Here is an 11,573-nt window from a genome sequence, read left to right as displayed (position 1 = left end):
GGCAGGAACAGCCCGATAGTGGTACGTTCCGCGTGGGCGAAACGGCCGTACTGGGCTATGTCGACCAGTTGCATGATGACCTCGATCCCGATAAGTCCGTGTGGGAAAACATCACCGAAGGGAACGAAAACATCCAACTGGGCAGCCGCCCGGTCAACTCGCGGGCCTATGTGTCTAAATTCAACTTCAATGGGGCCGATCAGCAAAAAAAGGTTGGTGTGCTCTCCGGCGGTGAGCGCAACCGCGTGCATTTGGCCATCACCCTCAAGAAGGGAGCCAATGTGCTGCTGCTCGATGAGCCCACCAACGACATCGATGTGAATACCCTGCGGGCGCTCGAAGAAGGGTTGGAAAACTTCGGCGGCTGTGCGGTCATCATCTCGCACGACCGTTGGTTCCTCGATCGCATCTGTACACATATCCTCGCATTTGAGGGCGACTCGCAGGTATACTTCTTTGAAGGAAACTATTCCGAATATGAAGAGAACCGGAAAAAGCGGCTAGGCGATATAACGCCCCGCCGGATCAAATACAAGAAATTGACATAAGCGCAGCGATGGATACCTCGAGATTACTCAAAGCCATTATCGAAAATGCGATTGACGGCATCATTACGATCGACCGTTACGGCATCGTGGATTCCATAAATCCCGCCGCTTCCAGCCTGTTCGGATATGACCCATCGGAGGTGATTGGCAATAATGTGTCGATGCTGATGCCCGAGCCTTACCGGAGCCAGCACGACCAATACATCCTGAACTACCTGACCACCGGCGTAAAAAAAATCATCGGCATCGGCCGGGAAGTACGGGGGCTGCGCAAAGACGGTACCACCTTTCCGTTCCGCCTGGCGGTAAGCGAGGTGCATTACGAAAACAAGACGGCGTTTACGGGCTTCGTACACGACCTGTCGAAAGAAAAAGAGGCGGAGGAAAAACTCATCCACCACATGGAAGAGTTGGAGGCTACCGTCAGCAACCGTACCAAAGACCTCATCAAGCTGGTATCTGAACTTGAGAAAACCAAGTCGGAGGTTAGCCAATCGCTCGAGAAGGAGAAGGAATTGAGCCAACTCAAATCGCGTTTTGTCTCCATGGCCTCCCACGAGTTCCGTACGCCCCTCAGCGCCGTGCAACTATCGGCATCGCTTATTGAGAAATACGCAGAGAAACCGGACCTCCCCAATGTGCTCAAGCACACCGGCAGGATCAAAAGTTCGGTACAGCTGCTCACCAGCATACTCAACGATTTCCTCTCATTGGAGCGGCTCGAAGCCGGTAAAGTGTTGGCGAACAATGAAGCGATCAACCTGGTGGAACTCGCTGAAGAGATTACCGAAGAAATGCAGCTTATCTGTAAAGCGAACCAGCATATCGTATACCAGCATACCGGTTCGGAGGGGATGTTTTCGCTGGATGCCAACCTGTTGAAAAACAGTATCATCAACCTGATATCGAATGCCATCAAATACTCGGGCGAGAACACATTCATTGAATTCAACACGGAGATCAATGGCGATAGTTGCCAGGTGGTTGTTAAGGACGACGGCATTGGCATCCCCGAAGAAGACCAGAAGAACCTGTTTGAACCCTTTTTCCGTGCGCACAATACCGGTAATATCCCCGGTACAGGCTTAGGTCTCAACATCGTGCGGCGATACGTATCGCTGATGGGTGGGTGGGTCACCTGCCAAAGCGCGCAAGATAAAGGCACCGTGTTTACGCTCACATTCCACAACACTGCACCAAACGTCACGCCATAACCATGTCTGCACCCACTAAACAAGTAACCGTATTGATTATCGAGGATAATGACGATATCCGCGAGAGCACCCGTGAAATTTTAGAATTAGCGGGCTATCAGGTGTACGAAGCGCCGGAAGGCAAAACCGGTGTGGAGCTCGCCCTGAAGCATCTGCCCGACGTCATTCTGTGCGACATCATGATGCCCGAACTGGATGGTTTCGGTGTATTGTTTATGCTGTCCAAGCATCCCCAAGCTGCTACGATACCGTTTATATTCCTCACGGCCAAGGCCGAGCGGGCGGACATGCGCAAAGCGATGGAGCTGGGTGCAGACGATTACCTCACCAAACCGTTTGATGACATCGAGCTGCTGAACGCGATCGAAACGCGCCTGAAAAAGCGCAAGCAGCTCGGGCCGGAGCCGGGCACGCGTAAAGACGCCCCGTTGAGCGAGCGGGAACAGGAGCTGCTGCTGCAGGAGCTTGTTCAGCGCTCGCGCACCAAGACCTACAAGAAAAAGCAATTCATTTATCAGGAGGGCGATACGCCGCTGTATGTTTATTTCGTGAAGAAAGGCAAAGTACGCCGCTTCCTATCGTACCTGGATGGCCGCGAGTTGGCCACCGACATCCACGTGAATGATTCTTTCTTTGGCTATGGGGCCATCTTGCTCCAGCAGCCCTATACCGACAATGCCGAGGCGTTGGAAGACAGTGAACTGGCGCTTATCGACCGCGATAATTTCTTTGAACTTCTTTACCGCAAGCCTGGCATCGCCAGCAAATTCATCAAACTGCTTTCGGGCAATATCCGCGGTAAGGAAGTACAGCTGCTGGCTTTCGCCTATGATTCCGTACGCAAACGGGTCGCCAATGCGCTCATCCAAGTGGCGGAGAAAACGCTGGTGGCAGCTACCGATGACGAATGCCTCATCCGCATATCGCGTGATGATCTCGCTTCGCTGGCCGGCACCGCCAACGAAACCATCAGCCGCATGCTGGCCGATTTCAAGGATGAAAAACTGATCGCAAAAGAGGGGAATGCCATCCGTATCCTGTCAATTCGTAAACTGAAAAATATCAAGCAATAACAACAGAGGCCTTTAAGGCCTCGAATACCGACTTTCCCTTCACTAATGGATAACGACGGTCTTGTAAAACTCCTCAAACTTTGGGATATTGATGCTGAATGTCCCTGGCGTGGCCGTGAAGGTGATGATGTAACCGGTGCCATTTTTATAAACAAAATACTGTTGGGATACATAGGAAACCCTTTCCCTCAGCGTATTGGTAATGTATGCCGTATGTTCAACTGAATCGATCTGTACCTGGTTTAAGATGGTCGACATGCCTTTAACCCGATTGAACTCTGCTTTGACCAAGTCGTCGACGTTTTTTATCCGCGGATGTTTGACGGCCGTAATCGAAACCGCATTTTCAACTTCGTGTTTATCCATTTCGGTGTACACTTTCGGCATCCCCCATGCAACAATCGTATAGTTGAGCGAATCCGCTTTAATTTCCTGATGTAATCGCCAATCATCGGGGATGGAGGCTTGAAATTTAAACTTCGTGTTTTCAAACGCGGTTTGACACAAGGCCCCGTTGCATACCGCTAAAAACAGTAATATCAAGGTAGTTACCTTTGGCTTCATAATCGTTGGTTTATTAATGTATTCACAAACATATCGTTTTTTGGTAACAAATTGACTATTCAATTCCCTATTCGCTGCTTTTCGTCTTCAGCGCTGTGTTCAATTTTCCTGTTATCGAATTTCTTGCCCGATATGAGTGTATAGCTGAATGAAATTCCAGCGGTGCGCGTGGGTCTTTTCTGATAAAAATAGATCGTGGTACCATTGGCTGCCGTAACATCCTTTTCGCGCGCTGTATTGAATATGTCAGAGAGGTAAACCCGAAGCCTGCCCCGGTCATGGAACAGGCGCTTGGTATACCCTAGATTGACAGAAAATTGTGCTGCCTTATCCGAATTGGCATCGATATATGGTGATCGGTAGTAAGCCATCACGTCAGTCTCGCCAACCCCTTTTATCTTGAAAAGCTGGGTTGTACTGATGTTAACGGAGGCATTGCTGTAGCGGATGCCCAATAGGCGATACCGTATTGCTAATAATTGCAGATGGTTTGTCATGGACCACCAATCGTTGATTTTTGCCGGTGCGTATAACGAAGTTCCATACATATAGCTGTGATCGAAATTCCGGATTTGGTATTCAATCACCTTGTCTATGGATGCTGCATACTGCGCCATCATATTGTCGGTTGCCGAAAAGTAGACATCTGCTGAAATGCCGTTGCCAAATGTAATGCCTGTCTCTATCCGGTCGACATATTCCGGCAGCAAATCGGGATTGCCAATTTGGGTAAGGTAGTCATAAAATTGGAGGCGATAGGGATTGAGCGCAGTAAAAGACGGTCGGCTCAACCTTCGGGTATAGTTAAGCACCAATGCGGTATGCTTCGTGCTATCCAATTGATAAAGGATAAACATTGAAGGAAAGAAATTAAGGTACGAACGGTGAAACTGTATCCCCGCTGTTACCGAATGGCCATCCATGATGGTTTTTTCGGCCCGGACGCCCAACTGTACATTGGTGCGGTTAACGTTATATTCCATTGCTGCATACCCCATCAACAGTTGCTCCCGATAAAGAAAACGATTGCTTCGGCCGGGGTCAACCACCCATCCCGTTGCATCGAAATTTTCATGTATCACCTCATTGTCCCGGTCGGTAGCCGTGTATTTAGCGCCTAGTTTAAACAAAAAACGATTTGTCGTATATTGGGAATAATCAAGCTGTGTACTATACAGTCTAGTCGTACTTGGTGTTGAATTACGAAAGGTAGCATCCCGCTGGGGATCCGTATACTGCGATTTGAATAGGTTACTATTGGGATTTTCGCTGTGCAGGTAGTCGGCGATGAACTTGATGGCGGAACCTAAGCTATCTGTTTTCCATGAATAGTTTAGGGTGGAACTGACGAGTTCCGGGGTCCTCGTCCACGCGGAGTTGGCTGATCCGGTTAACGCCTGGTCTCGTTTGGTAAGCGTGATGTCCGTATCGAAATATTGCAGGTATTTACCTCCATTCAGGAGCGCTTGTAAGCCAATGGAATGGTTCGGGCGGATATCGTACACCGCACCCATGCGGAGCAATGCCCGGTCATTGTTGTTATACCGATCGGTGAAACTATTGTAAATGCTGTTGTCGGGGTAGTGGATATCGTTAGTGGCAATATAACGGCTTTGATCTTTGCTGTAACCCGCTGAACCGAATAGATAGAGGTCTTTGAACTTATAATTCAAGCTGGTGCTGGTCATGTATAGCGGACGGGTTTCTTGCTGCCGGTAGCCGGCGTTGACCGATCCGACGAACCCGTCGTTTCTTCCTTTTTTCAGGATGATATGCACAATGCCGCCAGACCCCTCTGCTTCGAACTCAGCAGGTGGATTCGGCAGGATTTCGATCTTTTCGATATCCTCGGATCGGAGTGTCCGCAGGTATTCGGCCAATACCGTGGCCGACATCCGTTGGACCACATCGTCGATCATCACCATTACCGACTGCCCGCGAAGGCTGATTGCACCGTCGGGATCGACCCATATATTGGGCGATCGCTGTAAAATTTCCAAGCCGTTGTTTCCGTTTTCGAGTATACTGCCCGCAACGTGCACGATGTAGCGGTCCGCCCGGCGCTCAACCATCGGTCGTTGGGCATCAACCCGTACCTCGTCAAGCAGGTAATTTTCCTTGACCATGTGCAGGGAAGCGAATGCTGCGGTGTCGGGAAAGTCGAGCGCATATGCCATAGGCTTATAACCCAAGGTAGATAGCTTGACGGTATAGGATACCCCGACTTCGAATAGGAAACGGAGCCGGAAATGCCCCCGCCGATCGGTGGTGCTGCCCGTCAAGAATCGGTCACCTTCGTATAACCCAATAGATACCCATTCAATCGGAAGATTTTCTTGGTCGTATACAAAGCCATTTAGGCCAAGTGTTTCTGGCTCATGTGCGCGTGGTCTATGGAGCGCGTGGCTACTTACCACGAGCACCTTGCCAGACAGTTCGCGGTAAAATAGCCCATGAGGCGGCAGGATGCGGTTGAGGAGTCTTACCATCGGGTATCTACCGGCCGGTAATGATACTGCCATGCTATCGTCTACCACATCGTTGCTGTATACCACCTTGTAGTCCGATTGGCTGTCAATGGCGTCGAGGATTGAGCTGACGGTACGTTGTCCATCGCCTATGCTCACCGTCGCCGTCTGGGCAACGGCCATACCGCTGCACGTCATCAGCATTGCCAGGAGAACGTATGTGCGTATCCCCATACGTTACTCGATAATCACTTTGCGGCCTTCCATCCGATAGGTCCAGGGATATGCCATCTGCAATATCTCAAGGGCCTGCTCCAACGTCACCTTATCACTCAACGTACCGCTGATGCGGATGTCTTCCAGCTTTGCATTGCGCAATTCGATCGGCACCTTAAACCGCTTGGAAAGTTTGCGTAATACCGATTCCAATGCTTCTTTCTCGAAGGACAACGAATCGGGGGCAGGCCACCAGCCCAGCTCAGCCATCAGCGAGTCCTTCGGGAAGGATACGATCCGCGGCATGGTCGGGGTGTGCCGGCTCCATTCGTATTTCTGCATGGGTTTCAGCTGCACGGGATCTGTCTCGGCATCCGTACCCTTGCCCGTTACCGATACTTCTATCGACCCCTCGATAAGTGCCACCGATGCCGTGGGTGCATCCGCATAGGCGGTCACTTGGAATATAGTTCCTGTTACGTTCACCTGAAAGCCATCAGCATGGACCACCAGCGGCATCTCCTTATTTTCGGCCACCTCGAAATACGCCTCACCCTGGAGGTCTACCCGCCGATGATGTTTGCCGAAATCGGTGTTATACCGCAGCGTAGACCCCTGTTTGAGCACCACGAATGTGCCGTCATCGAGTGTGGTGAACTGCTGGCTGTCAGCGGTCCGGATTTCCAGAAATTCCGGTGCTATGCGTGGCCGCAGGGCGTTGTAAGCAAGCGTCACAATGGCAGCACCGCAAAGGATGACCGCTGCTGCGCGCAGGACCTTACCCCATCTCGGGCGTGCCGCAGGTATATCAGGCATTACGGCGCCAGGCATCCGGCGTTGTGCGGCCTCGTCAGTAGTTTCAATGGCCTCCCAAACGCGGGCCAACCGGATACGGCCGGCCATGGTGGGCGGCCGTTCGGTCTGGAAGTAGTGGGTAAGTATATCGCTTTTCCGTTTATAATCCCCACGTTCCACCAAAGCATCCGTTAACCGTTGTGCTTCTTCCGGAGACAACCCATCGGTGAGCTTCCGCGATAAAAGACGTAAAAAATCTGCTTTCTTCATGATATCACCATCGGCAATAAAAACATCCGCCGCGTTTCGCCATGCTGGGCGTTCCCGGCATTAAAGTAACGATCAACCTCTTCGCTAAGCCGCTTAACGGCGAGGTAGACCTGGTTTTCTACGGTCCGTACTGAAAGGCCCAGCAGGTCGGCCACTTCCCGGCATGTCAATCGATCCTCCTTCACCATCCGGAAAATAGTGCGCCTTTGATCGGGCATTCGGTCAATCGCTGCATCCAAGTAAGCGATCAGCTCCTTATATTCGAGCATTTTTTCAGGGTCGTCCGTATCCATCGCTTGGGGCGCATTGACTTGCATCGCCTCGATAGGTACTTGCGCATACCTCCCTTCGCGCTCCAGAAGCGTGAGGCATGCATTTTTCACGGCGCGGTAGAGGTAAAAAACCGGGTTCTCGATGTCCGCTAATTTCGCTCTGCGCAACCAAAGCTGCACAAACCGCTCGGACACGATTTCTTCGGCGGCTGTCTCCTTTTTGACATACTGCAACGCAAACCGTTTGAGGTTGTCGAAATGCATGAGGTATACCCGGTCGAAAGCCGCAGCCTGTCCATGTTGGATCTGCCTGAACAATTCCTTGATCGTTTTTCTACTGTGCCCCATAGCTGCCATGCCTGCTTGATGTGCTATAACTCTTCCACCATGCAGTTTATCGACGCCAGGGCCTTGCGGACGTTTTTATGCTGGGCAATCAGTCGTGCAGCGGCTGCTGCGTTGATGCCCGTCTCATCCATCAACATCGTTATCCCCCTGTTCGTTAATTTAGTGTTTGTTAATTGCATGTCGACCATTTTATTGCCCTTGACTTTGCCTAATCGGATCATGACGGCCGTACTGATCATGTTGAGTACCATTTTCTGTGCGGTGCCGGCCTTCATCCGGGTGGAACCGGTAACGAATTCCGGTCCAGTGACCACGGTTATCGGATACGCCACTTCCCGAGCTATCGGACTGCCCGCATTGCAGACGATGCACCCCGTACGTATGCCGTGCTGTTTGGCGGCGCATAACGTGGCCAATGTGTACGGCGTAGATCCAGAAGCGGAGATGCCTAATACTACATCATCTGCGGTGATGTCGATATCCATCAGATCATTCCACCCTTGTGTTTCATCATCTTCCGCAAATTCCACGGCATTCCTTATCGCCCTGTCCCCGCCGGCAATTAAGCCGACCACCCGATCCGCAGCTATGCCAAAGGTAGGCGGACATTCCGAAGCATCCAAAATTCCCAAACGGCCGCTGGTACCCGCGCCGATATAGATAAGCCGGCCCCCCTTTTCCATTTTACTTAATGCCGCCGTTACGAAATCTTCGATTTGGTTAATGGCACGATGGACGGCTACCGACACGCTGTGGTCTTCCCGGTTGATGTATTCCAATAACCTGGCCACAGGTTGCTGTTCGAGTTGCTGGTAAGATGATTCCTGTTCCGTCAATGGCTTCTCCATACGTAATGATTAATTGTCTTGCTCCTTTTATGATAAGACTGTTATTTCCGCCGAACTACTCAGACGTAAATTAAAAAATTGTAACCGATATCACTTTTTCGACTGACGCCATGCATTGCCCACCGAAGGGTACCACCGTAGTTTTGGAAATAATGGACAATGAGGTGAATGACTTACCTAAGGACGCGTACGGACGGATGAAAGCAATCGCTTACAGCATAAAGCCACAAGAAAAGGAGAGCTTGGCACTGGCTAATGGCAAGAAACACGACCTGACTTTGATTTCCAATGAATTGAATGAACGGACAGTGTCTTATGCCTTGGGGAAGGAGGCCGTGATCGTTTCTCCCTATGATATCGTAGACCGTAAGATGCTGTGGGAATTGAAACATGCCGGGGTAACCAAAATCATTACCCGGTCTAAAGCCACTACGCATATCGATCTGAAGGAGGCAACGCGGATGGATTTTAAGGTGGCCAACGTGCCGGATGCAGACCAATCGATCGAGAATATTGCCAGGCAAACCATACGTAACCTCAATGCCTGGGGTACCGGAAAATGCGTAGGCAAGGCGTGTTGCTGCCAGAAGGTCTGCGAAATAGATAAAAAAAAAGTGAAAACGGAAGCTGACAACCCTCCCGCAAATCATGATCGATATGGCCAAACAGGAAATTGATAGCATAGCATTGGTCGAACGCTACAATGTGGCGGCACCGAGATACACCAGTTACCCTACCGTGCCCTATTGGGAGGAGTCTACATGGAATGCCGAACAGTGGGCTGACCATGTCCGCGCACGCTTCCTAGCCTCATCTTCGCAGGGCATTGCTATTTACGTTCACCTTCCTTTTTGTGAACGATTGTGCACCTATTGCGGTTGCAATAAACGCATTACAAAAAATCACGGCGTCGAAGCGCCATATATCGACGCCGTACTGGCCGAATGGCAGTTGTACCGCAACTTGCTCGGCACGGCAATCCCCATCAGCGAAATACACCTCGGCGGCGGCACCCCCACCTTTTTCAGTCCGGCGCAGCTAAAACGGCTCATGGATGGGCTGCTCAAGGGATGCCGTATATCACCGAACCCCTCATTCTCTTTCGAAGCCCATCCGGCCAATACCACGGAAGCGCACCTGCAGGTGCTTTTTGATTCCGGGTTCCGGCGCCTGAGTTTGGGGATACAGGATTTCGACCCCGAGGTACAACGTGTTATCAACCGCTGGCAAACCGAAGCCGATGTACGGCGGGTAATGGCAGACGCCCGCCGCATCGGCTATACCTCCATCAATTTCGACCTTATCTATGGCCTTCCGCTGCAGACGGCGAAAACGGTGCAAGACACTATCGCGAAATCACTGGCCATGCAGCCCGACCGCATATCGTTCTATAGTTACGCCCACGTACCGTGGATGCAGCCGGGCCAACGGCACTATACCGAGGCAGATATCCCAAAAGGGAAGGAAAAATTGGCGCTCTATGAACTGGGTAAATCGCTCATCACCAGTGCCGGCTACCGCGATGTGGGCATGGACCATTTCGCACGGCCCCAGGATGCTCTTTGCATCGCAGCGGCAACGGGTAAGCTGCATCGCAACTTCATGGGGTATACCGATCGATATTCGCCCCTGCTCATCGGTCTCGGTGTGTCGTCCATCAGCGATTCGTGGACGGCCTTCGCCCAGAACGAGAAAACCGTAGAGACCTACGAAGAGGGGGTAAGTAGGGGAGAGCTCCCCGTATTAAAAGGGCATGTGCTTTCCGATGCCGATCTGCAGATAAGGAAACATATCCTGGAACTGATGTGTCGGGGAAGCACGACGTTGGATGTACCCACGGAACTCGCTGCGCCCATCCAGCAACGGTTGGTGCCCCTGGCCGAAGATGGGTTGGTAGAAGGGGGCGATGGGCATATCCGGGTTACGCCCGTGGGTACTTCCTTTTTACGCAACATCTGCATGGCATTCGATGTGCGCCTCCACAATAAGCAATTCACGAAACCGCTGTTCAGTAGCGCAGTTTGATAAGGAATGTAAATGGCGATAGGGACCCAAACTCCGATAACTACCCGATGCTTCCATTGTGGCGATGCGGTGCTGCACACCGCTTATGAGGCTGATGGTCACCCGTTCTGTTGCCTGGGCTGCCAAAGTGTATACCGCATATTGAGTGGTAATAACATGCAACAGTATTACCGTTACAATACCCACCCGGGCAAAAAGAAGGCCGTACAGGTGGAGCGGTATGACTACCTCGACGAAGCGGAGATAGCCGACAAGTTGGTCGACTTCAAAAATGAAAACATCACTGTCGTGACCTTTTACGTTCCGGCCATCCACTGCAGTTCCTGCATTTGGCTGCTGGAACATCTTTATAAGCTCAACCCTGCCATGGTGAAGTCGCAGAGCGACTTCATGAAGAAACAGGTAAACATCACCTTTAAGCACCCGGAGCTGTCTATCCGGGCACTGGTGACGCTGCTGGACAACATTGGCTATGCACCCAAAATCACTTTGCAAGACGTGGTGAAGGCCGGAAATAAATTTTCCCAAAACGGGTTGGTCGCCAAAATCGCCGTGGCTGGATTCTGCTTTGGAAATTCCATGATGCTGAGTTTCCCCGAATATTTCGGCATGGCAGCCTTTGAAGCAAAATATTCCACCTTCTTCGGATGGATGAATCTCGCCTTCGCACTGCCGGTGCTGCTGTACAGCGGTCGGGATTACTTTACCTCGGCATGGCATAGCCTCCGCCGGTGGCAGCTCAATCTCGACGTGCCGCTGGCACTCGGTATCGCCGTATTATTTCTCCGTACGGCATGGGAAGTATCGTCAGGCAACGGGCCGGGGTTTGCCGACACGCTCTGCGGCCTGGTATTCTTCCTGCTGGTGGGCCGGTGGGTGCAACAGCGTACCTACCACCATATTTCGTTTGAGCGCGACTATCGCTCGTATTT

Annotated in this window: 11 protein-coding genes; 6 read left to right on the top strand and 5 right to left on the bottom strand. The window is 51.4% G+C overall.

Annotated features, from left to right (window positions below; all coding sequences use genetic code 11):
- The 3 genes from ACO1NT_RS07990 to ACO1NT_RS07980 form a co-directional block, all read left to right on the top strand.
- Nucleotides 1-548: ATP-binding cassette domain-containing protein (locus tag ACO1NT_RS07990; protein WP_449048021.1), on the top strand; the 548-nt coding region annotated here is incomplete at its 5' end.
- 8 nt (nt 549-556) lie between these two features.
- Nucleotides 557-1,762, top strand: coding sequence for a PAS domain-containing sensor histidine kinase (locus tag ACO1NT_RS07985; protein WP_449048020.1), 1,206 nt, complete (start codon nt 557-559; stop codon nt 1,760-1,762).
- A gap of 2 nt (nt 1,763-1,764) precedes the next feature.
- Nucleotides 1,765-2,835: a response regulator gene (locus ACO1NT_RS07980; RefSeq protein ID WP_449048018.1), complete on the top strand. Its 1,071-nt coding sequence runs from the start codon at nt 1,765-1,767 to the stop codon at nt 2,833-2,835.
- Between the two features lie 42 nt (nt 2,836-2,877).
- Here the strand turns inward: ACO1NT_RS07980 and ACO1NT_RS07975 are convergent, their stop codons facing one another.
- Genes ACO1NT_RS07975 through murQ form a run of 5 tightly spaced genes read right to left on the bottom strand, consistent with a single transcriptional unit; the run spans nt 2,878 to nt 8,616 of the window.
- A complete protein-coding gene (locus tag ACO1NT_RS07975) occupies nt 2,878-3,399 on the bottom strand; it encodes a hypothetical protein (protein WP_449048016.1) in 522 nt (173 codons plus the stop codon).
- Nucleotides 3,400-3,458: 59 nt separating this feature from the next.
- The gene (locus tag ACO1NT_RS07970) at nt 3,459-6,101 is read right to left on the bottom strand and encodes an outer membrane beta-barrel protein (RefSeq protein ID WP_449048015.1); all 2,643 of its coding nucleotides are present in this window, start codon (nt 6,099-6,101) and stop codon (nt 3,459-3,461) included.
- 3 nt (nt 6,102-6,104) lie between these two features.
- On the bottom strand, nt 6,105-7,148 hold the full coding sequence (locus ACO1NT_RS07965; RefSeq protein ID WP_449048013.1) for a FecR family protein: 1,044 nt from the start codon (nt 7,146-7,148) through the stop codon (nt 6,105-6,107).
- Nucleotides 7,145-7,768: an RNA polymerase sigma-70 factor gene (locus ACO1NT_RS07960; protein ID WP_449048012.1), complete on the bottom strand. Its 624-nt coding sequence runs from the start codon at nt 7,766-7,768 to the stop codon at nt 7,145-7,147. Before ACO1NT_RS07960 ends, ACO1NT_RS07965 begins: the two co-directional genes overlap by 4 nt.
- A 23-nt stretch (nt 7,769-7,791) precedes the next feature.
- Nucleotides 7,792-8,616, bottom strand: coding sequence for an N-acetylmuramic acid 6-phosphate etherase (gene murQ / locus ACO1NT_RS07955; RefSeq protein ID WP_449048011.1), 825 nt, complete (start codon nt 8,614-8,616; stop codon nt 7,792-7,794).
- Between the two features lie 164 nt (nt 8,617-8,780).
- On the opposite strand from murQ, the gene ACO1NT_RS07950 reads away from it, so the two are divergent.
- The 3 genes from ACO1NT_RS07950 to ACO1NT_RS07940 all read left to right on the top strand — a co-directional run.
- Entirely contained in the window at nt 8,781-9,293 is a 513-nt protein-coding gene (locus ACO1NT_RS07950; protein ID WP_449048010.1) for a lactate dehydrogenase, read from the top strand.
- On the top strand, nt 9,274-10,641 hold the full coding sequence (gene hemN / locus ACO1NT_RS07945) for an oxygen-independent coproporphyrinogen III oxidase (protein WP_449048009.1): 1,368 nt from the start codon (nt 9,274-9,276) through the stop codon (nt 10,639-10,641). Before ACO1NT_RS07950 ends, hemN begins: the two co-directional genes overlap by 20 nt.
- A 12-nt stretch (nt 10,642-10,653) precedes the next feature.
- Nucleotides 10,654-11,573: heavy metal translocating P-type ATPase metal-binding domain-containing protein (locus ACO1NT_RS07940; protein WP_449048008.1), on the top strand; the 920-nt coding region annotated here is incomplete at its 3' end.

Source organism: Parapedobacter sp., assembly GCF_053550995.1.
This window is presented reverse-complemented; position numbering and strand designations above follow the sequence as displayed.

Coding starts and splice junctions, on each gene's coding strand:
- ACO1NT_RS07980 (WP_449048018.1), top strand. CDS start 1,765: ATGTCTGCACCCACTAAACAAGTAACCGTATTGATTATCGAGGATAAT.
- ACO1NT_RS07970 (WP_449048015.1), bottom strand. CDS start 6,101: ATGGGGATACGCACATACGTTCTCCTGGCAATGCTGATGACGTGCAGC.
- ACO1NT_RS07965 (WP_449048013.1), bottom strand. CDS start 7,148: ATGAAGAAAGCAGATTTTTTACGTCTTTTATCGCGGAAGCTCACCGAT.
- hemN (WP_449048009.1), top strand. CDS start 9,274: ATGGCCAAACAGGAAATTGATAGCATAGCATTGGTCGAACGCTACAAT.
- ACO1NT_RS07985 (WP_449048020.1), top strand. CDS start 557: ATGGATACCTCGAGATTACTCAAAGCCATTATCGAAAATGCGATTGAC.
- ACO1NT_RS07960 (WP_449048012.1), bottom strand. CDS start 7,768: ATGGGGCACAGTAGAAAAACGATCAAGGAATTGTTCAGGCAGATCCAA.
- murQ (WP_449048011.1), bottom strand. CDS start 8,616: ATGGAGAAGCCATTGACGGAACAGGAATCATCTTACCAGCAACTCGAA.
- ACO1NT_RS07975 (WP_449048016.1), bottom strand. CDS start 3,399: ATGAAGCCAAAGGTAACTACCTTGATATTACTGTTTTTAGCGGTATGC.